This is a genomic window from Rhizobium leguminosarum (genome assembly GCF_010668065.1).
Taxonomy (GTDB): Bacteria; Pseudomonadota; Alphaproteobacteria; order Rhizobiales; family Rhizobiaceae; genus Rhizobium; species Rhizobium leguminosarum_S.
The window spans coordinates 246,453-269,337 of sequence record NZ_WUEN01000003.1 but is presented as its reverse complement, the minus strand read 5'-3'; the positions used below and the strand labels follow the sequence as shown (position 1 = coordinate 269,337).

25 protein-coding genes and 2 pseudogenes are annotated in these 22,885 nt (G+C 60.7%); 16 read left to right on the top strand and 11 right to left on the bottom strand.

The window, feature by feature from the left end; all coding sequences use genetic code 11:
* Nucleotides 1-13: 13 nt before the first annotated feature.
* Nucleotides 14-718: pseudogene (locus tag GR198_RS09725) on the top strand (substrate-binding domain-containing protein); the annotation flags it as partial.
* Between the two features lie 18 nt (nt 719-736).
* On the opposite strand, the gene GR198_RS35345 reads toward GR198_RS09725, so the two are convergent.
* Complete coding sequence (locus GR198_RS35345; RefSeq protein ID WP_204337058.1) at nt 737-913, bottom strand: hypothetical protein; 177 nt, start codon at nt 911-913, stop codon at nt 737-739.
* Between the two features lie 191 nt (nt 914-1,104).
* On the opposite strand from GR198_RS35345, the gene GR198_RS09720 reads away from it, so the two are divergent.
* The 3 genes from GR198_RS09720 (at nt 1,105) to GR198_RS09710 (ending at nt 3,633) form a co-directional block, all read left to right on the top strand.
* Nucleotides 1,105-1,854 carry a FadR/GntR family transcriptional regulator gene (locus GR198_RS09720; RefSeq protein ID WP_164068595.1) on the top strand — a complete coding sequence of 250 codons (750 nt, stop codon included), beginning with the start codon at nt 1,105-1,107 and terminating at the stop codon, nt 1,852-1,854.
* A gap of 193 nt (nt 1,855-2,047) precedes the next feature.
* Nucleotides 2,048-2,626 carry an isochorismatase family protein gene (locus GR198_RS09715; protein ID WP_204337057.1) on the top strand — a complete coding sequence of 193 codons (579 nt, stop codon included), beginning with the start codon at nt 2,048-2,050 and terminating at the stop codon, nt 2,624-2,626.
* The gene (locus GR198_RS09710; RefSeq protein ID WP_164068590.1) at nt 2,623-3,633 is read left to right on the top strand and encodes a GlxA family transcriptional regulator; all 1,011 of its coding nucleotides are present in this window, start codon (nt 2,623-2,625) and stop codon (nt 3,631-3,633) included. The genes GR198_RS09715 and GR198_RS09710 overlap by 4 nt, the downstream gene beginning before the upstream one ends.
* On the opposite strand, the gene GR198_RS09705 is transcribed toward GR198_RS09710, so the two are convergent.
* Nucleotides 3,628-4,455, bottom strand: a complete 828-nt coding sequence (locus GR198_RS09705; protein WP_164068588.1) for a carbohydrate-binding protein — start codon at nt 4,453-4,455, stop codon at nt 3,628-3,630. The two genes, GR198_RS09710 and GR198_RS09705, sit on opposite strands and share 6 nt — an antisense overlap.
* A gap of 122 nt (nt 4,456-4,577) precedes the next feature.
* Complete coding sequence (locus GR198_RS09700; protein ID WP_164068587.1) at nt 4,578-6,374, bottom strand: heparinase II/III domain-containing protein; 1,797 nt, start codon at nt 6,372-6,374, stop codon at nt 4,578-4,580.
* A gap of 131 nt (nt 6,375-6,505) precedes the next feature.
* Between GR198_RS09700 and GR198_RS09695 the strand changes: the two genes are divergently transcribed.
* From GR198_RS09695 to GR198_RS09665, 7 genes are all read left to right on the top strand, one after another.
* Complete coding sequence (locus GR198_RS09695) at nt 6,506-7,492, top strand: carbohydrate ABC transporter permease (protein WP_164068585.1); 987 nt, start codon at nt 6,506-6,508, stop codon at nt 7,490-7,492.
* Nucleotides 7,489-8,325, top strand: coding sequence for a carbohydrate ABC transporter permease (locus tag GR198_RS09690; protein ID WP_018245934.1), 837 nt, complete (start codon nt 7,489-7,491; stop codon nt 8,323-8,325). The genes GR198_RS09695 and GR198_RS09690 overlap by 4 nt, the downstream gene beginning before the upstream one ends.
* Before the next feature lie 4 nt (nt 8,326-8,329).
* A complete protein-coding gene (locus tag GR198_RS09685; RefSeq protein WP_164068583.1) occupies nt 8,330-9,502 on the top strand; it encodes a glycoside hydrolase family 88 protein in 1,173 nt (390 codons plus the stop codon).
* A gap of 15 nt (nt 9,503-9,517) precedes the next feature.
* Entirely contained in the window at nt 9,518-10,627 is a 1,110-nt protein-coding gene (locus GR198_RS09680) for an ABC transporter ATP-binding protein (RefSeq protein WP_017991457.1), read from the top strand.
* 20 nt (nt 10,628-10,647) lie between these two features.
* Nucleotides 10,648-11,373: a YesL family protein gene (locus tag GR198_RS09675; RefSeq protein ID WP_164068581.1), complete on the top strand. Its 726-nt coding sequence runs from the start codon at nt 10,648-10,650 to the stop codon at nt 11,371-11,373.
* 40 nt (nt 11,374-11,413) lie between these two features.
* Nucleotides 11,414-12,688 carry an ABC transporter substrate-binding protein gene (locus GR198_RS09670; protein ID WP_164068579.1) on the top strand — a complete coding sequence of 425 codons (1,275 nt, stop codon included), beginning with the start codon at nt 11,414-11,416 and terminating at the stop codon, nt 12,686-12,688.
* A gap of 77 nt (nt 12,689-12,765) precedes the next feature.
* Nucleotides 12,766-14,616, top strand: coding sequence for a DUF2264 domain-containing protein (locus GR198_RS09665; protein WP_164068577.1), 1,851 nt, complete (start codon nt 12,766-12,768; stop codon nt 14,614-14,616).
* A 47-nt stretch (nt 14,617-14,663) separates the two neighbouring features.
* Here the strand turns inward: GR198_RS09665 and GR198_RS09660 are convergent, their stop codons facing one another.
* Complete coding sequence (locus GR198_RS09660) at nt 14,664-15,170, bottom strand: HIT family protein (RefSeq protein ID WP_164068575.1); 507 nt, start codon at nt 15,168-15,170, stop codon at nt 14,664-14,666.
* Between the two features lie 354 nt (nt 15,171-15,524).
* Between GR198_RS09660 and GR198_RS09655 the strand changes: the two genes are divergently transcribed.
* Both GR198_RS09655 and GR198_RS09650 read left to right on the top strand, forming a co-directional pair.
* Nucleotides 15,525-15,788 carry a hypothetical protein gene (locus GR198_RS09655; protein ID WP_003549844.1) on the top strand — a complete coding sequence of 88 codons (264 nt, stop codon included), beginning with the start codon at nt 15,525-15,527 and terminating at the stop codon, nt 15,786-15,788.
* Nucleotides 15,789-15,832: 44 nt separating this feature from the next.
* A complete protein-coding gene (locus GR198_RS09650; RefSeq protein WP_164068574.1) occupies nt 15,833-16,102 on the top strand; it encodes a cyclase in 270 nt (89 codons plus the stop codon).
* Nucleotides 16,103-16,221: 119 nt separating this feature from the next.
* Here GR198_RS09650 and GR198_RS09645 read toward each other — a convergent pair whose 3' ends face one another.
* The 4 genes and pseudogenes from GR198_RS09645 to GR198_RS09630 form a co-directional block, all read right to left on the bottom strand.
* The gene (locus GR198_RS09645) at nt 16,222-16,641 is read right to left on the bottom strand and encodes an HD domain-containing protein (RefSeq protein WP_029871325.1); all 420 of its coding nucleotides are present in this window, start codon (nt 16,639-16,641) and stop codon (nt 16,222-16,224) included.
* A 5-nt stretch (nt 16,642-16,646) separates the two neighbouring features.
* Nucleotides 16,647-16,973, bottom strand: coding sequence for a DUF2934 domain-containing protein (locus tag GR198_RS09640; RefSeq protein WP_164068572.1), 327 nt, complete (start codon nt 16,971-16,973; stop codon nt 16,647-16,649).
* A 53-nt stretch (nt 16,974-17,026) separates the two neighbouring features.
* A pseudogene (locus tag GR198_RS09635) lies at nt 17,027-17,245 on the bottom strand (hypothetical protein); the annotation flags it as partial.
* A 139-nt stretch (nt 17,246-17,384) separates the two neighbouring features.
* Nucleotides 17,385-17,675, bottom strand: a complete 291-nt coding sequence (locus GR198_RS09630) for a hypothetical protein (RefSeq protein WP_029871328.1) — start codon at nt 17,673-17,675, stop codon at nt 17,385-17,387.
* A gap of 351 nt (nt 17,676-18,026) precedes the next feature.
* On the opposite strand from GR198_RS09630, the gene GR198_RS09625 reads away from it, so the two are divergent.
* The 3 genes from GR198_RS09625 (at nt 18,027) to GR198_RS09615 (ending at nt 20,410) form a co-directional block, all read left to right on the top strand.
* Complete coding sequence (locus GR198_RS09625) at nt 18,027-18,341, top strand: co-chaperone GroES (RefSeq protein WP_029871329.1); 315 nt, start codon at nt 18,027-18,029, stop codon at nt 18,339-18,341.
* A 153-nt stretch (nt 18,342-18,494) separates the two neighbouring features.
* Complete coding sequence (groL, locus tag GR198_RS09620) at nt 18,495-20,123, top strand: chaperonin GroEL (RefSeq protein ID WP_164068570.1); 1,629 nt, start codon at nt 18,495-18,497, stop codon at nt 20,121-20,123.
* A 50-nt stretch (nt 20,124-20,173) separates the two neighbouring features.
* Complete coding sequence (locus GR198_RS09615) at nt 20,174-20,410, top strand: hypothetical protein (protein WP_003549830.1); 237 nt, start codon at nt 20,174-20,176, stop codon at nt 20,408-20,410.
* A gap of 57 nt (nt 20,411-20,467) precedes the next feature.
* On the opposite strand, the gene GR198_RS09610 is transcribed toward GR198_RS09615, so the two are convergent.
* Genes GR198_RS09610 through GR198_RS09600 form a run of 3 tightly spaced genes read right to left on the bottom strand, consistent with a single transcriptional unit; the run spans nt 20,468 to nt 22,872 of the window.
* Nucleotides 20,468-20,746, bottom strand: coding sequence for a DUF6522 family protein (locus tag GR198_RS09610; RefSeq protein ID WP_164068568.1), 279 nt, complete (start codon nt 20,744-20,746; stop codon nt 20,468-20,470).
* A 35-nt stretch (nt 20,747-20,781) separates the two neighbouring features.
* Nucleotides 20,782-21,912, bottom strand: coding sequence for an HPP family protein (locus GR198_RS09605; protein WP_164068566.1), 1,131 nt, complete (start codon nt 21,910-21,912; stop codon nt 20,782-20,784).
* A 54-nt stretch (nt 21,913-21,966) separates the two neighbouring features.
* Nucleotides 21,967-22,872, bottom strand: a complete 906-nt coding sequence (locus tag GR198_RS09600; RefSeq protein ID WP_164068564.1) for a LysR substrate-binding domain-containing protein — start codon at nt 22,870-22,872, stop codon at nt 21,967-21,969.
* Nucleotides 22,873-22,885 lie beyond the last annotated feature (13 nt).

The window sequence follows — 22,885 nt, the reverse complement described above, 5'->3', positions numbered from 1 at the left end:
TCAAACTTGATGCGATCTCGAACGGGCGCTGCTGGAGCGGCTGGAGGCGCAGAAGATCGCCGGCATTGCGCTGGCGGCAAACGGCCGCGGCGAGGAGTACGCCACGTTCCTGCGCGACTTCAAAACCCCGATCGTGATGTTCGACCAGAAGGTGGAAGGTGCCGAGCGTGATTTTGTCGGTTCCGACAACCCGCTGACCACCACCATCCTGACGGAACATCTGCTGCAGCTCGGCCACAGGCGGATCGGCTCCATCTCCGGGCCGAGCGGCCTGCACACCGCCGACGAGGGCCTGAAGGGCTTCATGAACACGATGGCCGGTGCCGGTGTGGACGTCGATCCTTCTCTGGTGGTCGAAGGCGGCTACTCCAGAACCGGCGGCCACGCACAGGCGATGCGCCTCTTGACCCGCCGCGACCGACCGACCGCCATCATCGCCGCCAACAACATGACGGGCCTCCCAGCACTTCAGGTGATGCAGGAGATGGGTTTCCGTTGCCCTGACGACGTGTCGCTGGCAATGGTCGACGACGTGCCCTGGAGCAATGTCATCACGCCTCGCATCACCATGGTGGTGCAGGATGCGCAGAAGCTCGCGGAATTGGCGGCACAGCGCCTCCTGGCAAGAATGGCAAGCCCGGAGGCTGCCGCAGCACCGCCGCAGGATTTTATCCTGACGCCGAAGTTCGTGCGCGGGGAGTCGATCAGGCGGTTATGAGTGCTTGCCTGAACGTCATCACCGAGGCAACAAAACCGGCCTGTCGCCGTCGAGGCTATCGGCCCAAGCCTGGACCGACCGGTGATCGACGGCATTGCCCTCGTCCACATCGGCCAGAGCCTCGAGCGCCAAACGCCGAGGCTTCTCCCGCGTGAGCGACAGCGGAATATTCGCGGAGGGCACTTTGGTTTCCATCGAAACTCCGTCGTCTATCGCCCAATCATAGCGAATAATCTCCGTTATACCCAATCACCGCAGCTCTGCCGGCAAAACAGGCAGAGACAAGCGCCGCCCCTCCATTGAAAGATAGAGAAATTTGTCATACATGTGTGATGAATCGTGAATTTCGGGTACCGCGCGTTCGAATGACATGCGGATCAAAGCCGATGCGGGGGTCAAGCGTGGCTATGCAGGTGAAGGATCGCAGCAAAGGCTCAGGGTCGCTGGTCTCACAGGTTGGCGAAAGCCTCCGGCAAGCCATATTGAGCGGCCAGTATTCCGCCGGCGACAAGCTTCCAAGCGAACACGAGCTGACCGAAACGCACAGCGTCAGCCGCACCGTCGTGCGCGAGGCGGTGGCAGCACTTCGCTCCGACGGGCTTGTCGAGGTGCGCCAGGGGGCGGGGATTTTCGTGCTCGGTGCCGATCCCGCGCTCTCCGCGCGGAAAGTCGACAAAGCCCGCGTCGCCTCTGATCTTGAAGTACTCGAGATCAGAACGCCTGTCGAAATCGAAGCGGCGGGCCTCGCGGCCCTACGGCGCTCGCCGGCACAGGAGGAGGTGATATTCGAATGTCACCGGAAAATCCTCCAATGCATCGAGAGTGATCAATCCATTCGCGATGCGGATCTGGAGCTCCATGCCGCAATCGCCGAAGCCACGAACAATCCACTGTTCAGGCAGTTCCTGGAGTCCCAGGGTTCGGCGATCATCCCGCAGTCGAGGCTCGTCCCGGAATCGAGGACGGCCGAACAGACCGCCTATCGAAAGCTGATCCACAGGGAACACGAGGCAATCGTCGTCGCCATCTCGGACAGGGACGACCAGGCCGCCCGCAACGCCATGCGCGACCATCTGGTCGGCAGCCAGGCCAGGTACCGCAACCTGCTGAGGGATCTGCGAAGCTTTACGAGCTGACATCCGATCCGGAATTGCGTGGAAGTCGGACCGATTATGTGCGCACGGCCGGCAGGCGCCGGATCTGGCCCGAGGCTCTTGGCGCAAGGTCACCCCCGAGCGTGGCTATTGGCGCGAATTGTCCGTTATTTGTCCGGCGTGCGCATTTTCCCCTGTCTTCAAATCGCCGAGTATGACTTCATGATCAACCTGCATGGAGCAAAAAATGTCCGGCCATGATACTGTCCTTCTCGTTATAGACGCCCAGGAGTCTTTCAGACACCGCGATTACTGGGATGAAAACCTCGCTTCTGCCTATATCGATCGTCAGCAGGCTCTGATCGACGGCGCGGAAGCCGATGGAATACCCATCATCCAAATCTTCCATGTCGATGAAAACGGGCCGTTTTCGCAAGCATCCGGGTTCGTCGGCACACTCGCCCCGCTCAGGATCGCCCCCAAGGCGACATTCAGGAAGAGGCGCCATAGCGCCCTGGTCGGTTCCGGTCTCGACGTGTGGCTGACAGAGAATGGCGTCCGTCGTATCCTCGTCTCCGGCATCCGCACCGAACAGTGCTGCGAGACCACGACCCGCCATGCCTCCGATCTCGGCTATCAAGTCGACTATGTCGGCGAAGCGACGCTGACCTTCCCGATGACCGACGCCACAGGACGCACCTGGAGCGCGAGGGAAATCCGGGACCGGACCGAGCTGGTCCTGTCGGACCGTTTCGCTCGGATAACAACCGTCGAACAGGCCCTGGCGGGGCGTGGAAAGTCACTCGCCGCATGACGGACGCCGCGCAGCCCTTCGATATTCCGGTCTTCGTCGTCGTGCCGCCGCGCGTGCTGCTGCTTGACGTCGCCGGCCCGATCGAAGTGCTGCGCAAGGCGAACCTCGAACAGTGCACAGTGCGCTTTACCGTCGCCTATATCGGCCCATCGGCGACGGTCGGCAGTTCGATCGGCCTTGCAGTTACGGGAGTCGCCGCATTGCCGGAACGCTTGCCCGATACCGCTCTTGTCATCATTGCCGGCAGCGCAGATGCCCCGATGAAAAACAGCGCCCCAGGGAACGAACAGGAGCGCGCCGACCAGGCTGCCATCGTCGCATGGCTGCGGCACGCCATTCGCCCGGGAATTCGTCTGGTCTCGATCTGCTCGGGTGCATTGCTCGCTGCCGAGGCAGGCATGCTCGATGGCCGCGATTGCACCACCCATCATGGCTGCATAGAGGATCTGGCGAGGCTCGCTCCCACCGCGCGCGTCCGGGACAACCGGCTCTATGTCGAGGATGGAGATCGCCTCACCAGCGCCGGCATCACCGCCGGCATAGACCTCATGCTGCATATCGTTGCCGAAGCGGCCGGGCACGCGTGTGCGCTTGCGGTGGCACGATATCTTGTCGTCTATCTCAGGCGCGGCGGATCGGATCCGCAGCTTTCACCCTGGCTCGAAGGTCGCAACCATATCCATCCGGTCATTCACCGCGCGCAGGACGCGGTGGTCGCCAACCCCTCTCACGACTGGTCGGTGGCGTCGCTTGCGCACCTCAGCGGTGCCAGCCCGCGCAACCTTTCACGGCTGTTCAACGAGCAGACGGGCATGAGCGTGACGGATTTCGTCAACCGAATGCGCGTGGCTCTTGCCCGCGAGATGCTCGCCGGTTCACGGCTGGATATGGAGGCTGTCGCGATGCGCGCCGGCTTCGGCTCGGCGCGGCAGCTCCGCCGCGCCTGGAACCGTCTGAATGACGGCCCGCCGAGTGCGGCGCGGTCGAGGCTATCTACAGGCTCATAGCGTAAGAGCAAGGGCGGACGGCTTGAGGCCGGCTTCCTGTACCTCCGTTCCCCAGATTTCGATCTGGGTCAGCGCCGGATAGGGCGAGGCGTCGCCAGCCTTGATCAGGCCGTGCAGTTCCACCCATTCGACGATGCAGGATTCTATGGCAAAGCCCTGCGCGGCGCCCGATTTCACCAGCGGAAAACAGGAGGTCTTGCCGTTCGAGAAGGTGACGCTGGCCTTTTCCCACCAGGAATCATGCGGAAAGTCGGCCCGGAGATAGAAAACGATCTCGTCGATCCTGACCGGCCTGCCGAATTCCACCGTCAGTGCTGCTTGCGGATCGCGATTGATGCCCCAGCTCGTATAGGGCCAGAAGCCGTGATCATCGTTGGCCTTTTCGCCGTCAATCGCGTTGCGCGCGGCAAAGACCGCTTCGCCGCGGGTCTCGACATTGGCGCGCGCATGCGGAAACAGAGCCCGATTGGCGTGATCGTCCCAGGGGTTCAGGGCGAGATTGCGCCGATGGACAATCTCGTCAGGACGCGTGCTTCGCGCTGAAAGCCGGTGGATATCGCCCCTGAAGGCATTCGGCGAATAGGGCTTGCGTTTGTCGCCGAAGGGCACGGCGAGTGAATAGACGCATTCCTTCATATAGACCAGGCCGGGTTGGATCGCGCCATCAAGGGAGAGAAAAACATGCCCGGGCTCGGAGACCTCCACGACCACGCGATCGCCTTCGCGATAGCTCTGGCGATAGACCAGGAACGTCTCGTCCCGGCCTGTGGAACTTGCCAACACTGCCCCATCGGTATCCACGATCTTCAGCGTCAATTCCATGCTCGTCCTCCCCAGAGCATGATGCCGAAAAGTGTGAGCGGTTTTCGGACGACATCATGCTCTAACTGTTTAATTTAGAACAGGATTCAGATTTTAGGCCGACCCGGCCTAATCATCCTCTTCTAGACGATCCGCAATCTCAGGAGCCTACCGGCGAACGGCACGCGCAGCCGGTAGATTTTCTCGGGCCAGGCCGATCTCAGCCGGGCGTCGTCCACGCCGATTTCGTCGATTTCGATCTCACCGGCGCCCTCGACGAAAATGCTGCCGAGGTCGGCCAGATCGATCCTGTCGAGGCCGACGGTCGGCGCCAGACATGTCATCAGCGACAGGACCGCTGGCTTGCCTCCGTCATAGGTGTCGACGATCTCGACTTGGCGGCCGCGCAACAGGGAAACGACGCGGCGGTAGCTGTGCAGTTGCGCTTCGGGGGAATAGGCGCCTGATATATCGAGCGATATCCGCGCGCTCCCTTCGTCAAACCCGACCTCGACATCGCGCGCGCCAAAGGTTTCGCCAGCCGACTGCATGACGCCTGCGAATGTCGGCAGGTTGTGGAAAGCCGACTGCATCGTCCATATCTCGTAGCGCCGCGCCGAAAAGGTCTTTGCAGTATAGGTCTCGACGCCGACATCGATCAGGAACGGACGTCCGCTCTTGTAGAGCGTCACGCTCCCGACATCGTTGTGATTGTGGCCCTCGCCATTGTTGCCGCCCTTGACGGCAAGCGAAAACTGCGGGTCGCGGGCGATGAACAGGCCGATGCCGGGATAGAAGATATCGCGCCCGGACGCAGGATGCGGCGGGGCGGCAGCGAGAGGCGTCGGGCCGGCCAGCAGTTCCTGCACGCGATACCAGAGGTTCCATTCCCCGGGCAGATGCGGATTGTCTGAAGCGGCTCTGTCGGATGCGGCGAACTCAGCCAGCATCTCAGAGCCGACCGCCTGTCCGAACAGGTATTCCCGCGCGCTGCAGGGTTCGACCACGGCGGAGGAATCCGCAAAGTTGAAATAATGGCGGCCGGCCACATGCATGTGAGCGATATATTCGGCCATATTGCGGATCTTCGGCTGTTGCCAAAATTGGCCGAACAGGCCCGGCGCCACCCTATCCAGGATGGTCAAAGCACCATGCAGGCAGAGCGCGGCGTGACGGTAATAGAGCACGCCCTCCTCGCAGGCGCCGTCCTCGGCGTAGTCCTTCAAGAAGGCGTCGAGGCTGCCGAGCGTCTTTTTGACGACGGCGTGACGCGTGGGCTGACTTGTTTTCAGGGAGAAGACCGTCAACAGGACGTTCTGGCTTATCCATGCCGTCCAGTTGTTCATCCGCTCTTCGCCGCGGCCCATCCACCAGAAATGCCGGCCGAGATAGGGCGAGAGGATGCGGATCTCGATCTCGCGCTCGACGCGTGCCGTAATCTCGGGGCTGATGCCGTCGAGCTCGTCGCGAAGCAATGCGACGATGGTGGCAAGCAGGGCGGCCGTTTCGGCGGCGAAGAGATCGACGACCGGCTGCGAATTGTCGGGAAGCGGCAAGCGTGCGCCGCTTCGTTCATAGGCGTTATGCGCCGGAAGCTGCCAGCCGCTCTCCTCCGCGATCAGGAAGATGCCATCGACGATCTTCGGCAGGAACCGCGCCTTGCCTTCAATGAGTTCACCGAGCACCAGATTGTTCAGCATCCGCCGCCGCGTGAAATAAAGCTCCTCGAAGCGCGAGCGGTTGCCCGTTGCGGTGAACTCCTGGTAATCCGAGGCCGCAATCAGCGGCCAGGCGCGCGCAAGCGTCTCTTCGGCCTCCTGAATGACCAGATCCCGTACCGCTTGCGGCACAGTGCTCCATCGGGCGCGATCGGAGCAGACCGCCCCGGGCGTGAAATCGCCCAGCACATCCGGCAGCTCCCCTGAAATCTCGCTGAACATGTCTCTCCCCGTACCGGAAAAGCATCGATGGGTGTTTGGTCTGCATGCTCACCTATCATATGTATTTTTCGCTTTCCATAAAATTCGTATGACCTATTCAGAACTTGTTTGACCAATACCGGATATGTGCTATGTCGTTGCGGGAGGAAGAGGAGGCATCGGTGTCCCTATCGAATTCGGTCATCGCGACGGATGGTGCTCCGGCAATCCCAAGCCGAAAGGCCGCCGTCTTGTCCAAGCGCCAGCGCAGGATACGCAGCGCGCTCGTCGCCTATTCCTTCATTGCCCCGAATTTCATCGGCTTTGCCGTCTTCACGCTCGGCCCGATCCTGTTCGCCTTCGTGCTCGCCTTCATGCATTGGGACGGTTCGAATGCGATCACATTCGCCGGGCTGGATAATTTCTGGCGGCTCTTCGATGACAAGGCCTTTATCGCGGCGTTCTGGAACACAGTCATCTATACGGTCGCCTCCGTGCCGGCGACGCTCATCTGCGCGCTCGGCCTCGCCGTTCTCCTCAATCAGAAGATCGCGGGGCGCGACTTCTTCCGCACGGCGATGTTCTTCCCTTATGTCGCCTCGCTGGTGGCCGTCGCAGTCGTCTGGAACATGATCTTCAATCCCGAAATGGGACCGGTGAACATGATCCTCTACACGCTCGGCCTCGATCCCAAGAACATGCCGGGATGGGCAGCCGATCGCAATTGGGCGATGGTGACGGTGATCCTCTTCGGCATCTGGAAGAACATGGGCTATTACATGGTCATCTACCTGGCCGGCCTGCAGGGCATCAATTCGGAGCTCTATGAGGCCGCCGATCTCGATGGCGCCAATTCCTGGCAGAAGTTCATCCATGTCACCGTGCCGCAGCTCGGGCCGACGACCTTCTTCGTCACCGTGATGCTGACGATCCAGTCCTTCAAGGTGTTCGACCAGATCTACATGATCACCCAGGGTGGGCCTGGCACCTCGACGCTCGTTCTCGTCTACCACATCTACAACGAGGCCTTCATTTCCTGGGATCTCGGCTATTCCAGCATGGTTGCGCTCGTTCTGTTCTTCCTCGTACTCGCCGTCACCGTCTTCCAGTTCCGGCGCCAGAGGGAGGATGGTGAATGAGGATCGCAGGACGCAAGGTGACCCTCAAATCGGTCGCGATCTACGCCATTGTCATCGCCGTCACGCTCATCATGCTGATGCCCTTTGCCTGGATGCTTTCGGCATCGCTGAAGCTCAGCCGCGACGTCTTCGCCTTCCCGATCGAGTGGATACCGTCCGAGCCGCAATGGCATAACTACGTCGATATCTGGACGAAGATCCCGCTCGCGCTCTTCATCTACAACACGTCGAAGCTAACCATCATCGTCACGCTGCTGCAGCTTTTGACCTCCAGCTTTGCCGCCTACGCCTTCGCCAAGCTGAATTTCCCCTACAAGAACACCCTGTTCCTCGGCTACATCGCCACCATCGCCATGCCCTGGCAGGTCTATATGGTGCCGCAATTCCTGCTGATGCGCGAATTCGGCCTCAACAACACCCATCTGGCGCTGATCTGCCTGCAGGCCTTCACCGCCTTCGGTGTCTTCCTGATGCGACAATTCTATATGTCGATCCCGACCGAGCTCTGCGAGGCGGCCCGCATCGACGGCATGAACGAGTACCAGATCTGGGCGCGCATCATGCTGCCGCTGTCGAAGCCCGCACTTTCGACGCTGACGATCTTCACCTTCGTCACCACCTGGAACGATTTTCTCGGGCCGATGATCTACCTGACCAAGACCGAGCTGAAGACCGTCCAGATCGGCTTGCGCATGTTCATCTCGCAATATTCGGCCGAATACGGGCTGATCATGGCGGCCTCCGTCGTCGCCCTCATTCCGGTTCTCGTCGTTTTCCTCTCTCTCCAGCGTTTCTTCGTCGAGGGCATCGCCTCGACGGGACTGAAGGGTTAAATCCATGAACGCCGTCTCGTCCGTCGCCCCGCAGCCGATCACCGATCCGGAGGTCAAAGCCGCGCTCGATCTTGCCGTCGAGCAAATCAGGCGCAACCTACCCCAGTTCACCCATGCCTCGCAGAACCATTCGAGCGTCGGAAATTTCTATCCCGCCGTGGCGAACGACCAATGGACCGCGGGTTTCTGGCCCGGAGAGCTGTGGCTCGCTTTCGAGCACAGCGGCGAGGCGGTTTTCCGCGACGCCGCGCAGATCCAGGTCCAGTCGTTCCTGCATCGGATCGTGAACCGCATCGAGACAGACCATCACGACATGGGCTTTCTCTATTCGCCCTCCTGCATCGCCGCCTGGAAGCTCGTCGGAGACGAGGATGGCCGCAGGGCCGCCATCCTGGCCGCCGACCAGTTGATCGAGCGTTTCCAGCCCATCGGCCAGTTCATCCAGGCCTGGGGCCGCAAGGGGGTGGCGGAAGAATACCGCTACATCATCGATTGCCTCTTGAACCTGCCGCTTCTCTACTGGGCGAGCCGCGAAACCGGCGATCCTAAATACCGCGAGATCGCGCTCATTCACGCCCGCACCACGCTTGCCAACTCGGTTCGGCCGGATGATTCCACCTATCACACCTTCTATATGGACCCGGTCACCGGCGCGCCGGTGCGCGGCGCCACCAAGCAGGGTTACAAAGACGATAGCGCCTGGGCGCGCGGACAGGCCTGGGCAATCGCTGGCATGGCGCTCTCCTATCGCTACGAGCGGATCGAGGAATATCGCGGAACTTTCGACCGGCTGCTCGCCTTCTATCTCAACCGCCTGCCGGGCGACATGGTGCCCTATTGGGATCTCGTCTTTTCGGACGGCGACGGCGAGCCGCGCGACAGTTCGTCTGCATCGATCACCGCCTGCGGCCTTCTGGAAATGGCCGATCTCGTCGAGCCGGAACCGGCAGCACGCTATCGCACACTGGCGCGGCGCATGATGAAGAGCCTTGCGGATCATTATGCGGTCAAGGACCCCACGATCTCCAACGGCCTGGTGCTGCACGCCACCTATTCGAAGAAATCGCCGTTCAACACCTGCCGCGGCGAGGGTGTCGATGAATGCGTCTCCTGGGGAGATTATTATTACATGGAAGCTTTGACGCGCCTTTCGCGCAGTTGGTCTTCCTATTGGTGAATTCAGGAGAATCCGATGGCCAGCATTTCGCTTAAAGAGCTGAACAAGAGCTACGGTGCGCTCACCGTCGTCCACGACATCGACCTCGAGATCGCAGACAAGGAATTCATCATTCTGGTCGGCCCGTCGGGCTGCGGCAAATCGACGACGCTGCGGATGATCGCCGGCCTCGAGGAAATATCGGGAGGAGAGCTCAAGATCGGCGGCGACGTCATGAACGACGTTCCCTCCAAGGATCGGGATATCGCGATGGTTTTCCAGAACTATGCGCTCTATCCGCATATGACCGTCTACAAGAACATGGCTTTCGGCCTGCAGCTCAGGAAGGTGTCGCGCGACTTCATCGACGCGCAGGTGCAGGACGCCGCCAGGATCCTCGACATCTCTCATCTCCTCAACCGCAAGCCGAAGGCGCTTTCGGGCGGGCAGCGCCAGCGCGTCGCGCTCGGCCGCGCCATGGTGCGCAATCCGGCGGTCTTCCTTCTCGACGAGCCGCTTTCCAATCTCGACGCCAAGCTGCGCGGCACGATGCGCTCCGAAATCACCAAGCTGCACAAGCGCCTCAACGCCACCTTCATCTACGTCACCCACGACCAGGTGGAAGCCATGACCATGGCGGACCGGATCGTGGTCATGAAGGACGGGCATATCCAGCAGGTGGATACGCCGCAGAACCTCTATGACCGTCCCGTCAACATGTTCGTCGCCGGTTTCATCGGCGCGCCGCAGATGAACATGCTGCCCTCGACCATTCTGCGACGGGGCGACGGCTACGTCGCCGTCTTCGACGGCCGGGAACTGCCGCTGCCTGCCCATTTCGACAAGAGCAGGATCGCCCCCTACGAGGGCCGCGAACTGGTGCTTGGCATCCGTCCGGAAAATTTCCACGAATTGCCGCCGGCTGACATCGCGCCCGAGAACCTGGCACCGCTCAAGGCGGTCGTGGAACTTGCCGAACCGATGGGCTCGGAAGTGCACCTGAACATGGTGGCGGGCGGGCGCAATCTGATCGCCCGTGTCTCGCCGCGCTACCGGCCGGATATCGGCGAAGAGGCGACGCTGGTTGCCGATATGACCAATGCGCAGCTGTTCGACAAGGAAACGGAACGCTCGATTTTATACTGAGGCGCCTGCGGGAGACGGCTATGCAGTGGTTGCGGGACATGTGGACGAGGGAGGGGCCGGGCATTCCGAAGGATGCTCCGAAGAGGACCGGCCTTGCCCTGTTCGCCGAGATCCTCGCCCGCGAGTGGTGGGAGTTGGTCAAGCTGAACATCCTCTTCATCCTGGCCGGCCTCTTCGTCGTCACGCTGCCGGCAGCGCTCGCCGCCATGGCCCGGGTCTCGGTGGCCCTCGTGGAAGACCGCAACACCTATCTGCTGCGGGACTTCACAGAAGCCTTTCTGCGCTACTTCTGGCGTGCCACCGCCTGGGGCCTGGTGTTGGCGGGCGCTCTCGCCGTCTGCCTCTATGCGATCGCAACCTATGGCGCCGGCGCGCGGGACAATCTGTTGCTGAGCGCCCCGCTGACGATAGCGCTCGTCGCCACCGCCTTCGTCGCGGTCCTCGCCTGCCATCTCTTCGTTTTGATGGTGATGCGCGATCTGCCGTCTCTCAGGCTGCTGCGCCTCGCCGCGCTCGCCTCGGTCATCCGTCCACTCCCGGCGCTTGCAGCACTCGCCTTTACCGCCAGCCTCTGGCTGGCGCATGTCCTCTTCTATCCGGTTTCGGTGTTCATGCCGGCAACTTTCAATTTTTCACTGGGAATGTTCGCCGTCGCATTCGGCGTCCATCGGGCGGCGGTGACGGTTCTAGACCTGCCAAACGAAACGCAGCCGCACCGCGAACCGCATAGACGAGACGCTTCATAAAATAACTGATCCAGAGATGATCCAGGGAAGGAGAACGGGAATGTATTTGGATAAATTCGGGGGGACGGTGAAACTTGCCGTGGCAGGATTCACCTTGGCGGCGATGACGACCGGGGCAGCGTTTGCCCAGGACGCCGTGACGCTCAAATGGGCTTTGTGGGATTGGGACAAGACCGCCTATTACAAGCCTCTGATCGAGGCCTATCAGGCCAAACACCCTAACGTGAAGTTCGAGCCGATGGACCTCGGCTCGCAAGACTACCAGCAGATGATCTCGACGCAGCTGACCGGCGGCTCCAAGGACATCGACATCGTCACCATCAAGGATGTGCCGGGCTACACCAATCTGGTGCGCGCCGGTAACATCGCCGATCTCAGCGGCTTCGTGAAGGATCAGAAGATCGACTCGGCTCCCTTTGGCGGCCTGATCGAGGAACTGACCATCGATGGCAAGATCTACTCCCTGCCGTTCCGCTCCGACTTCTGGGTCGTCTATTACAACAAGGATATATTCGACAAAGCAGGCGTCGCCTACCCCACCAATGACATGACCTGGGCGCAGTTCGACGAGACCGCCGAGAAGCTTTCGGGCGGCATGGGCACCAACAAGACCTACGGCGCGCTTCTGCATACCTGGCGGTCGACCGTTCAGCTGCCCGGCATCCTCGACGGAAAACACACGCTTGTTGACGGCGACTATGGCTTCCTGAAGCCCTGGTACGAGAGGGCGCTGACCCTGCAGAAGGATGGCGCAATTCCCTCCTATGCCTTCCTGAAGACGTCGAACACACATTATTCGGCGCTGTTCTTCAATGGCACGATCGGCATGCTGCCGATGGGGACCTGGTTCGTCGGCACCCAGATCACCAAGGTGAAATCGGGTGAATCGAAGAGCAAGAACTGGGGCATCGTCAAGTTCCCGCATCCCGACGGTGTGGCAACAGGCACGACCGCTGCGCAGATTTCCGGCCTGGCGGTCAACGCCAATTCCGACCACAAGGATGCCGCGCTCGATTTCATCAAGTTCGTCACCGGTCCTGAGGGCGCGGCAGTCATCGCGTCGACGGGCACCTTCCCTGCGCTCAAGACGGATGATGTCAGCGCCAAGATCGCGGCAACACCCGGCTTTCCTGAGGATGCGGCCAGCAAGGAGGCGCTGAAGCCGTCGAAAGCCTACCTGGAGATGGCGGTCAACCCGAACGCCGCCAAGATCGAGGTCGTACTCAACCGGGTGCATGACGCGATCATGACCGACAGCACCTCCGTCGATGACGGGCTGAAGGAAATGACCGAAGGCGTGAAGGCCATCAAGTAGGCGTCCAGAAATGTCGACGGCCGCGGGCAATATCTGCCCGCGGCCGATCCTGTTTTTCATGAATTTCGAGCCTGACAATGATATATGATCCCGCCCGGGCCAATCCGCTTTTCGGCAATCCCCTGAAGACACGCGACGACCTCGCCAAGGCCGTCACCGATCTCTTCGAGCCGCTGCTGCCGTATTTTTCCGAAGGCGGCGCCCGTGTGCGCCTCGGCGCGGCCGGCGCGATCTTCGATCGGGCGGCGGCGGATCTGGAGGGATTTGCGCGGCCGCTCTGGGGGATCGTTCCGCTCGTTGCGGGCGGCGGCGCGTTTCCGCATTGGGATCTCTATCGCCGCGGGCTGGCGAACGGCACCAATCCCGCTCATCCCGAATATTGGGGCGATCTTGCCGACCGCAATCAGCGGCTGGTCGAGCTTGCCGCCGTCGGCTTCGCGCTGGCACTCGTGCCCGAGCACATCTGGGAACCGCTCGACGACAGCGAGAAGAAGACGGTCGCCGCCTATCTTCTCAGAGCGCGCGAGCTGGAATTCATCGACAATAACTGGAAATTCTTCCGTGTGCTCATCGATCTCGGGCTGGAACGCGTGAGCGTGGCGTTCGATCACCGGAAAACCCTCGCCTATCTCGACGAACTGGAGGCCTTCGACCTCGGAGAAGGCTGGTATCGCGACGGGCCGGTTCGGCGGGTCGATCATTACATTCCCTTCGCCATGCATTTCTACGGAATGATCTATGCGGTGCTGGCCAAGGGCGACGAGGCGCGCAAGGATCGCTTCCGGGGTCGCGCCGAGATCTTCGCCAGCGATATCCGCCACTGGTTCGGCCCCGATGGCGCGGCCCTTGCCTTCGGCCGCAGCCAGACCTACCGCTTTGCGGCGGGCGGCTTCTGGGGCGCGCTTGCCTTTGCCGGCGTCGAAGCGCTGCCCTGGGCGGAGATTAAGGGCTATTACATGCGCCATATCCGCTGGTGGTCGGCGATGCCGATTGCCGATCGCGACGGCGTTCTTTCCGTCGGCTACGGCTATCCGAACCTCTTCATGAGCGAGAGTTACAACTCTCCCGGCTCGCCCTACTGGGCGCTGAAATTCTTCCTGCCGCTCGCTCTTCCGGGGGATCATCCGTTCTGGGCCGCCGAGGAGGCGCCGCAGCCGGAATTCCCGGAGCCGGTTGCGCTGAAGCCGGCAGGAATGGTCGCCATGCACACGCCGGGAAACGTGGTCGTGCTCTCCTCGGGGCAACAGCACGACAAGATGCTCGGCGCAAACGAGAAATATTCGAAATTCGTCTATTCCACCCGCTACGCCTTCAACGTCGAAGCCGACGACCGGAATTTCTCCGCCGCAAGCTTCGACGGCATGCTCGGCCTCTCCGACGACGGCGTCCATTTCCGCATGCGCGAAACCCTCGAAGAGGCGTTGATCGCTGGCGACCTGCTCTATTCGCGCTGGCGCCCCTGGAGCGATGTCACCATCGAAACCTGGCTGCTTCCCGAAAACCCATGGCACATTCGCATTCACCGCATCGCCACGCCGCGCGCCCTCAGCATCATCGAGGGCGGCTTTGCGATCGAACGCGCGGATTTCAATGCCGACCGCTCCGATGTAGGCGATGGCCGGGCCGTCTGGTACGGACAGACCGACGTCAGCGCCATCGTCGATCTATCGCCCAATCGGAGGGCCGGTCATGCGATGAGCCCGATACCGAACACAAATCTCATCCACGCCAAGACCCTGCTGCCGCAGTTGCGCGGTGAAGTCGGCCCCGGAACCACCGTGCTCGTGACCGCCGCGATGGCCCTGCCCAGCCGTGAGAAGTGGGCAAAAGCGCTCGATAACCCACCGGCCTATCCTCGCCTCGACGAGGTGGAGCGCCTCTTTCGCGAGAAAGGCGTGCAAGTGCCGGCATTCGCCCTCGGGACGTAGCTTGGAGGCACTGGTTTCCGGGTTTCGACCGCGGGCCAGGCGGTTGACTATCGCGCGGTCAACTCTGAACGGTATGCTTCGGCAATGCGCTGCGCCAGCTGTGCCATTTGATCGTCAGGGATTTGCAGAACCCCGTGCTCCGCCATCAGTGCATGGTATTGCTGCTCTTCAAGCGGCACACCTGAGGGCAAGGGAACGACATGAAAATGCAGGTGGCTATTGGCTTGTTGGCTGCCGAGAGAAAGCACATAAATTCGCTCGGCGTCGAACAGGCTTTTGAGGGCGCGCGACAACACATGCACCTTCTCCTGCAGTCGAAGATATTCATCCGTCGACATGTCCCGCGCCAGATCCTCCCGGTGCTCCTTCGGACAGACGAGGCAATAGCCCGGCAGAGTGGGATATTTGCTCAGGAAAATGATCGTCTCACCGTCTTCAAAAACGCGATGATGAAAGAAGGCAGGGTCGTTCCTGACCAAGCCGCAGATAAAGCATGGCCTTGTTCCGATGTCGTGCACATAGGCCTTGAGATCAAATGGTTGGCGTTCGATCATTCTAAACCTCTGTCTCTGACGCGCCGAGGCATGTTCGATTGTAGGATTGGTGCCTCAACCAATATTGTGAAGTCCGCAAGCTTAGATAACCGCTCGAACGTGGGCGCGTCGCTTGACGTCAAAGGCGTCGCAGAGGCGATTGAAAGCACTCCGATGGCGGTCGCAAACTTCCGGAACTTTCGCGCGGCAAAACCGGCTGAAGAACATAATATTTTCGGATTACTTACAATAATTACATTGATATATTCGATCAGCGGATCAGAAAATCCATTCCAGGCAATATTATTGAATTAAAATCCAGCCACTCGTCGTGATATACTCAGATTTCATTTGAGGCCATGAGAGGAGACCGCAATGCCCACCATAATGATCTATCACGACGTCAAAGACACGAAACACTGGCTCGCTTCACCCATCCGCAAACAGGTATTGGAACCCAACGGCGTCACGAACATTCGCACGTTTACTGACCCTCAAAACTCCAACCGCGTCGGCTTGGTCATGGACGTTGCAGACATGGAAAAGTTGATGGCCTTCATGCAGACCAAGGCAGCGGCCGATGCGATGGCGAGTGACGGCGTCTTGCCCGAGACCATGACGTTTCTCGTTCAATCGTAACACGGATCTCCACGAGACTTGGAAATGCAACGCGGGAGGATGACATGACGACACTATTCGTAAGGCATGAGGTCTCCGATTACGCCGCCTGGCGCAAGATATATGATGCGTTTTCGCCGGTGCAGAAGGCCAATGGGGTGACGGCGCAAGCCGTTTATCGCGCCGTCGACAATCCGAACGATATTACCGTCACCCATGAGTTTGCCACGCTTGAAGCGGCGCAGGCATTCAGCAAGCTGGACGAGCTGAAGACGGCTATGCGCACGGGAGGCGTGCTCGGCGCGCCGACGGTGTGGTTCACCTACAAAGCATAAGGCCAACGACCTCCGCCGCTGCAAGCGGAGGCCAGGTTGCGGTCGCGCCTGGCACATGACATGGAAGCCGAGGAATGCGCCCTTGCGCGCGATTGCCGACCTTGGTGGCAGCCGCGCTCCTATTGTCCGTTCCTGATGTCGCGCAGCAGATCCAGGCCGCGCTGGTATTTTTCCGTTTTCTTGCCGGCCTGTTCGGCCTGCCGGAGATTGTCTTCGAGGTCGGCCCGTTTGACGGGCAAGGCCAGCGGGTGTGATGCCGCACGTCTGACGAAGTCGTCATCCGGCTCGTCCGGCCGCCGTGTCAGAGCATTTACTGCGGAGATGATCGCCGGCGGAAAGCCTTCTTCCCTCAGCCTGTCGAGCGTCCAGCCGTTGCCCTTCTCGACGACGTCATGAAGGTAAGCGACCGTTCGCGTCTCGTCACCGGAAACCAGGAGCGCTACTCGCTGGCAGTGCTCGAAGAACGGCCGGCCGGTTTTGTCCGCTTTACCTTCATGGGCTGTAAGAGCGATCTGGATGGCATGGTCGAGATGCTGCATGGCGATCAAGGCCCTTCGGTCTTCCTGATCTTCCGCCGGGAAGACTTTTCGCCCGTTGTCATCTCGATGTCAGGCACGGGAGCCACGGCGGCCTGGACAGGTCTCGCCCGTGGCCGATCGAAATCGCCGCTCTCACCGGCGCCTTGAAGCAGCGCTGCATCATCCCTGTCGTCTTCATCGAGCAGATCCTGCAGCGTCTCATGCTCATCCTCGCCGGCCAGTTCGTCGCAGGCTTGCAGCCAATGGCGCTGGTCTGCGCCATCAGGGCAGCCCTCGGCCTCCCAGATTTCGTAGGCGCGCTGGCGTATCTGCTCGTGCTTGTCTATAGCCATGATCTGCTCCAAGCGCATTAGAGAGCCTTCCGAAGAGCGGCTCGGCCGCCCTTTCAGGGCGTGTTGATGGTGGGAAGAAAATCCTCCACCTGCTTGCGTTGATCCTTTGGAAGCGTCTCCACCCGTTCGTTCCAGAACCGTTCGGCCTCCGGCGGATCCTCATCCCATTGGCGAACATCGGTGATATTGTCGTCGATCATGGACCGGCGGTGGCCGCCGAGGCTGAGATATTCTTTCGCAAGCTTCAGGCTTGGGGTTTCGGTGCCGCTCTCTGGCGGCACGCTGGATTTGAAAGTCGTCATGGATCACCCTTCGATGTTGTGATCCAATAACCTTCGCAAGCAGTGAGAGTTCCGCGTGGCTGGCGATTGATTTGAGCGTGCGATCGCGGCGAGGCCACGCGTCCGGCGATTAATGGACGGCCATACTCAGCATCCGATAGGGGTGCACGGCCTCGAATTGCGAGATCATCGCCGTCGCCTGCTGAAATACGAGCTCGGCATTTTCTGGATCGTCACGGGCGAGTTCATCGGCGTTGACGCGGATCGCTTCGGCCATGTTGTTGGAAAGTGCGGCAAACTGCGTGTTGCCTTCGACATAGGCCTCACGCGCCGTCTCCTCCAGCGTACGAGCGATATCGACGAGGATTTCCTCGCGTTCCTCGATACTGAGGTCTTTGATGATATTGGTCTTCTCTTCCATGTCACTCACTCCAAAAAGACGTGGGACGATGACCGAGCTCAAGCAAGCCTCGATCACCAAAGAGTTGGGAATGCCGAAATCCGGATTCAAGCCTCAATCCTGCTCGAACTCGCCTCCGGCACCACGCCGTCGCCTTCGTTATTCGAACGCGGGAGGCGATTTTCTGTTCCCTGCCAGGCGTTAGCACTCACGATCCGGGAGTGCCAATTTTTCTTTCATCCCTCTTGAATTGTGAAGCCGTAGAACCAAATCACTTTCGCAAGGCTCGCGCGCGAGCCCTATGCACCCGCCGGATTGGTCATCCGGTCCGGCTAGGGAACCACGTCATCACTGTTGTCGATGGAGGACGACATGTCGTTTCGACCGCTTCATGACCGCATTCTCGTCCGCCGGGTCGATTCGGAGGAAAAGACCAAGGGCGGCATCATCATTCCCGACACTGCCAAGGAGAAGCCGCAGGAAGGCGAAGTCATCGCCGTCGGCCCCGGCGCGCGCAACGAGGCCGGCCAGATCCAGGCGCTCGATGTCAAGCCAGGCGATCGCATCCTGTTCGGCAAATGGTCCGGCAACGAGATCAAGATCAATGGCGAAGACCTGCTGATCATGAAGGAAAGCGATGTGATGGGGATCATCGAAACCCAGGGCGAAAAGAAGCAGGCCGCCTAAGGTCCCTGCGGACATCCGTCTATGCTGGAACGTTTCAGCTTCTCATGGAAACGCAGAACCGCTCCAACCTTTTATTTTTGACGCAATTCCGAACGGAAAACCGCGTCGCACTTTTCCTGGAATTGCTCTGGCTGCCTATGAAGGAGTGAGGACATGGCTGCTAAAGAAATCAAATTCAGCACCGAAGCCCGCGAGAAGATGCTGCGTGGCGTCGACATCCTGGCCAACGCCGTGAAGGCGACCCTCGGCCCGAAAGGCCGCAACGTCGTGATCGAAAGGTCTTTCGGCGCCCCACGGATCACCAAGGACGGCGTTTCGGTCGCCAAGGAAATCGAACTCGAAGACAAGTTCGAAAACATGGGCGCCCAGATGGTCCGCGAAGTTGCTTCGAAGACCAGCGACGTCGCCGGCGACGGCACCACGACGGCAACGGTGCTGGCCCAGGCGATCGTCAAGGAGGGCGCCAAGGCGGTCACGTCGGGCATGAACCCGATGGACCTGAAACGCGGCATCGATCTTGCGGTCGCCGCCATCGTCGCGGAACTGAAGGCCAACGCCCGCAAGATCTCCAACAATTCCGAAATCGCCCAGGTCGGCACCATCTCCGCCAATGGCGATGCCGAAATCGGCCACTTTTTGGCGGAAGCCATGGAAAAGGTCGGCAATGATGGCGTGATCACCGTCGAAGAAGCAAAGACTGCGGAGACCGAACTCGAAGTCGTCGAAGGCATGCAGTTCGACCGCGGCTACCTCAGCCCCTATTTCGTCACCAATGCCGACAAGATGCGGGTGGAGTTCGAGGACCCCTATATTCTCATCCACGAGAAGAAGCTGTCGAACCTGCAATCGATGCTGCCGGTTCTCGAAGCCGTCGTCCAATCCAGCAAGCCGCTCCTCATCATCGCTGAAGACGTCGAAGGCGAAGCTCTTGCTACGCTCGTCGTCAACAAGCTGCGCGGCGGCCTGAAGATCGCCGCCGTCAAGGCGCCCGGCTTCGGCGACCGCCGCAAAGCCATGCTCGAAGACATCGCCATCCTGACCGCCGGCACCGTCATCTCCGAAGATCTCGGCATCAAGCTCGAATCTGTCACGCTCGACATGCTCGGCCGTGCCAAGAAGGTGTCGATCGAGAAGGAAAACACCACCATCGTCGATGGGGCAGGCGCCAAGTCCGACATCGAAGGCCGTGTTGCCCAGATCAAGGCCCAGATCGAAGAAACCACCTCGGACTATGACCGCGAGAAGCTGCAGGAACGTCTTGCCAAGCTTGCCGGCGGCGTTGCCGTCATCCGCGTCGGCGGCTCGACGGAAGTCGAAGTGAAGGAAAAGAAGGACCGCGTCGACGACGCGCTTCATGCAACCCGCGCGGCGGTCGAGGAAGGCATCCTGCCGGGCGGCGGCGTCGCGCTGCTGCGCGCCGTCAAGGCGCTCGACAATATCAAGACCGTCAATGGCGACCAGCGCGTCGGCGTCGACATCGTTCGCCGCGCGGTCGAGGCGCCGGCTCGCCAGATTGCCGAAAACGCCGGCGCGGAAGGCTCGGTCATCGTCGGCAAGCTGCGTGAGAAGAGCGAGTTTTCCTACGGCTGGAACGCTCAGACTGGCGAATATGGCGACCTCTATGCGCAGGGCGTCATCGATCCGGCCAAGGTGGTTCGCACCGCGCTGCAGGATGCGGCCTCCATCGCCGGCCTTCTCGTCACGACGGAAGCCATGATCGCCGACAAGCCCAAGAAGGACGCGCCGCCGCCAATGCCCGCCGGCCCCGGCATGGATTTCTAGAATGATCGCCCGCCCGCACCGCCGGGCGGGCCTTTCCCGAGGGAATAGAGATGGTTCAAACGATCAAAAACCGATCGCAGGTGCCGCTGGACTCCCGCGATCTTGAAACCTGCCAGCGCGTCTTCGACAGGCTGAGCACCGATTACGGGGTGGCAAGGAACAGCGACGAAGCCGAACGAATGGCGAGCATCATCATCGAGCTTTACCGGCAGGGCGTGCGCGACCCCGATCACCTGCAGTCAATGGTCGAGGCGGCCCGCGGCCTCTTCGAAACGAGCGAGCGGTAGAGAATGCCTGCCTGTGCGCGTAATAAGCATCGCGCGGGACCACTGATAACGATGGTGTCAGCGCGGATGCCGTCCGGAGGATTTAGCCCGTAGAACGGTCATCTGTTCCTGCTGCACTTCATTTTCATCGTTCAGAACGGCTTGCCAAAGCCTGTTGCCGAGCCGAAGCGACACGCGTTTCGTCCCCTCATGTTCGGCAGTCCCGATTTCCACGGAACTGACGACGGAACCATGGCGCATGTGGCGGCGAAGATCGGCGAGCGACAGCCCGAACCGCTCCGCCAATTCCGATGATTCCAGGATGAAGTCGCCATTTGAATCGCGCTCGATCAGCACCGACTTTTTCTCCAGCTACGTTCCACGCTCACCGCTCAGGCCACCGCCGGGATCGCATTGTCTGCCTTTGGCAGCAGTCGCGCTACTGCGCTCAGCAGATCCGTCTGCGATATCAGGCCAAGGATCCGGTAATCGTCATCGACAATGATGACGGCATGCGTGCGCCCGTCCGTCAGGACGGGTAATAGCGACAGAGCGGGATCCGAAGGTCTCGCTACCGCCGGCCTCGAAATCGCATGCGCGATGGTCTCGGTGCTCATCGACAATTCCCGCAAGCCGACGGTGCCGACGAGGCGGCCCTCCGGGTCCTTCACCGGCAAGGTGCGGATATTATGCTTCAAGAGAAGATGCCGTGCGGCATCCGGTTCCGAGGCTTCGCCAATGGCGATCACGTCGCGCGACATGATATCGGCACAGCTGATCTTGCCGTTTGAGCGGATGGCCGCTTGCAGTTCGACCTGCTGCAACAGCCGGCTAAGGTCTGCCCGGTCGATATCGAAGGTTTCGTCGAGCGCTTCGAGGGCCGCATCGACATCCTCCTCGCGAAAACCCACCCGCACCATGGATGGCAGGTCGATCGTCTGATGCGTGTTCTCCGCTGATTTCGGAACGACATGCGGATAATTCCGCTTGGACAGCTTGTGGAACAGCAGGCCAAGGCCGACGAGAATGCAGGAGTTCAAAGCGACGGGCACGAAGGGAAAGAGGAATCCCCAGCCGGCAACGACAGGTCCGCCGAGCACGGCGGTCAGTGCGGCGGCTCCTCCGGGCGGATGAAGGCAGCGCGTGAAGGACATCGCGCCGATGGCAAGCGAAACGCCGACGCCGGTCGCGATGATCGGATCGCGAATGAAATAGGCGGCAATGATTCCCATCAGGGCGGAAATCGTATTGCCGCCGATGATCGACCAAGGCTGCGCCAGCGGGCTTGCCGGCACCGCGAAAAGAAGCACCGCGGACGCCCCCATCGGCGCGACGATCAGCGGAAGATGCGGTCCCTGCCCGAACAGATAGCCGCTAATGACGCCGGTGAAACCAATGGCCAGCAAAGCGCCGAGACATGCAATCAATCGCTCTCGTAAGGTCGCTCCCGCCAATATGGGTGAGAACAGGCGAAAGCGGCGGAAGCGGCTCGGTCCCAGCTTCGGGGAAACGGGATACTGCATGACAAAACCAATTAAGCGAGGATTATCTGGAGGGCGAACGGGAAAATGTGAGAGCTAGTTTGTCGCCAGCCTGACATCTCTGCCCTTTGTCGCGCTGAGAACTTCGTGGAATGCGTTGAACGCGCTGGGGCGATCATGCTTGCGGTAGACGAGCAGCGTCTCGACAGGGCCCAGTTGATGGGTCTGGACAGGCGTCGGCCAGTGCATGAGGTCAAGGACGGATCGCGGCATGACACCCGCCGTATTCCCGGTCGCAATGCTCGCCAGGATCGCGTGGTAGGAGCCGAGTTCGCTCGTCGTCAGCGCGCTCGATTTGCGCGCCCAGTTTTCGGCGATCCTGCGATAGGTGCAGCCGGGCTCCAAAGCGGCGAGCGACCCGACACGCAGGTCGGCGGCGGATTTGATGGAGGGATGCCCGGACGGCAACACGATCAACAGGTCCTCGACAAAGACCGGCTCGATCTCGAGCGCCTTGAGTTCGGCATCGAAGTTCAAGTCTTCCTCGCGCATCGTCTTCGGCGGGCGGGCAATCAGCGCACAATCCAGTGCATCAGAGAGAACGTCGCGGGTCAGATCGCGGGACGCCCCCATCGTCAGATGAAGCGACACATCAGGCCACATCTGATTGAATTGCGTCAGCGCCGCCGGCAGCCTGCTTGCCGCCGTGCTCTCCATGGTGCCGACCCGCAACGTCCCCGATGGGGCGAGAGGCCGCACGGCCTGGCGCGCTTCGAGCGCAAGCGCCATAAGCCGGTTGGCATAGCCGAGAAACGTCTCACCCTCGCGTGTCAACGTCATCTTCTTACCGTCACGGCTGAAGAGGGAAACGCCGAGATCCTCCTCCAATTGCTGGACGCGCGTCGTCACATTCGACGGAACCCGCCCGACAGCCTTGGCAGCCTTGGTGACACTACGGTCGCTGGCAACGGCGAGGAATATCTCGATCGATGAGAGGTCCAATGAAAAGATCTCG

What these genes read in the sequence shown, in the direction of transcription:
- GR198_RS09655 (WP_003549844.1), top strand. Translation starts at nt 15,525, where the DNA reads ATGCCCACCATAATGATCTATCACGACGTCAAAGACACGAAACACTGG.
- GR198_RS09715 (WP_204337057.1), top strand. Translation starts at nt 2,048, where the DNA reads ATGGAGCAAAAAATGTCCGGCCATGATACTGTCCTTCTCGTTATAGAC.
- GR198_RS09705 (WP_164068588.1), bottom strand. Translation starts at nt 4,455, where the DNA reads ATGGAATTGACGCTGAAGATCGTGGATACCGATGGGGCAGTGTTGGCA.
- GR198_RS09695 (WP_164068585.1), top strand. Translation starts at nt 6,506, where the DNA reads ATGTCGTTGCGGGAGGAAGAGGAGGCATCGGTGTCCCTATCGAATTCG.
- GR198_RS09685 (WP_164068583.1), top strand. Translation starts at nt 8,330, where the DNA reads ATGAACGCCGTCTCGTCCGTCGCCCCGCAGCCGATCACCGATCCGGAG.
- GR198_RS09680 (WP_017991457.1), top strand. Translation starts at nt 9,518, where the DNA reads ATGGCCAGCATTTCGCTTAAAGAGCTGAACAAGAGCTACGGTGCGCTC.
- GR198_RS09675 (WP_164068581.1), top strand. Translation starts at nt 10,648, where the DNA reads ATGCAGTGGTTGCGGGACATGTGGACGAGGGAGGGGCCGGGCATTCCG.
- groL (WP_164068570.1), top strand. Translation starts at nt 18,495, where the DNA reads ATGGCTGCTAAAGAAATCAAATTCAGCACCGAAGCCCGCGAGAAGATG.
- GR198_RS09700 (WP_164068587.1), bottom strand. Translation starts at nt 6,374, where the DNA reads ATGTTCAGCGAGATTTCAGGGGAGCTGCCGGATGTGCTGGGCGATTTC.
- GR198_RS09720 (WP_164068595.1), top strand. Translation starts at nt 1,105, where the DNA reads ATGCGGGGGTCAAGCGTGGCTATGCAGGTGAAGGATCGCAGCAAAGGC.
- GR198_RS09625 (WP_029871329.1), top strand. Translation starts at nt 18,027, where the DNA reads ATGTCGTTTCGACCGCTTCATGACCGCATTCTCGTCCGCCGGGTCGAT.
- GR198_RS09630 (WP_029871328.1), bottom strand. Translation starts at nt 17,675, where the DNA reads ATGGAAGAGAAGACCAATATCATCAAAGACCTCAGTATCGAGGAACGC.
- GR198_RS09665 (WP_164068577.1), top strand. Translation starts at nt 12,766, where the DNA reads ATGATATATGATCCCGCCCGGGCCAATCCGCTTTTCGGCAATCCCCTG.
- GR198_RS09640 (WP_164068572.1), bottom strand. Translation starts at nt 16,973, where the DNA reads ATGGCTATAGACAAGCACGAGCAGATACGCCAGCGCGCCTACGAAATC.
- GR198_RS09660 (WP_164068575.1), bottom strand. Translation starts at nt 15,170, where the DNA reads ATGATCGAACGCCAACCATTTGATCTCAAGGCCTATGTGCACGACATC.
- GR198_RS09670 (WP_164068579.1), top strand. Translation starts at nt 11,414, where the DNA reads ATGTATTTGGATAAATTCGGGGGGACGGTGAAACTTGCCGTGGCAGGA.
- GR198_RS35345 (WP_204337058.1), bottom strand. Translation starts at nt 913, where the DNA reads ATGGAAACCAAAGTGCCCTCCGCGAATATTCCGCTGTCGCTCACGCGG.
- GR198_RS09645 (WP_029871325.1), bottom strand. Translation starts at nt 16,641, where the DNA reads ATGCAGCATCTCGACCATGCCATCCAGATCGCTCTTACAGCCCATGAA.
- GR198_RS09710 (WP_164068590.1), top strand. Translation starts at nt 2,623, where the DNA reads ATGACGGACGCCGCGCAGCCCTTCGATATTCCGGTCTTCGTCGTCGTG.
- GR198_RS09615 (WP_003549830.1), top strand. Translation starts at nt 20,174, where the DNA reads ATGGTTCAAACGATCAAAAACCGATCGCAGGTGCCGCTGGACTCCCGC.
- GR198_RS09605 (WP_164068566.1), bottom strand. Translation starts at nt 21,912, where the DNA reads ATGCAGTATCCCGTTTCCCCGAAGCTGGGACCGAGCCGCTTCCGCCGC.
- GR198_RS09650 (WP_164068574.1), top strand. Translation starts at nt 15,833, where the DNA reads ATGACGACACTATTCGTAAGGCATGAGGTCTCCGATTACGCCGCCTGG.
- GR198_RS09690 (WP_018245934.1), top strand. Translation starts at nt 7,489, where the DNA reads ATGAGGATCGCAGGACGCAAGGTGACCCTCAAATCGGTCGCGATCTAC.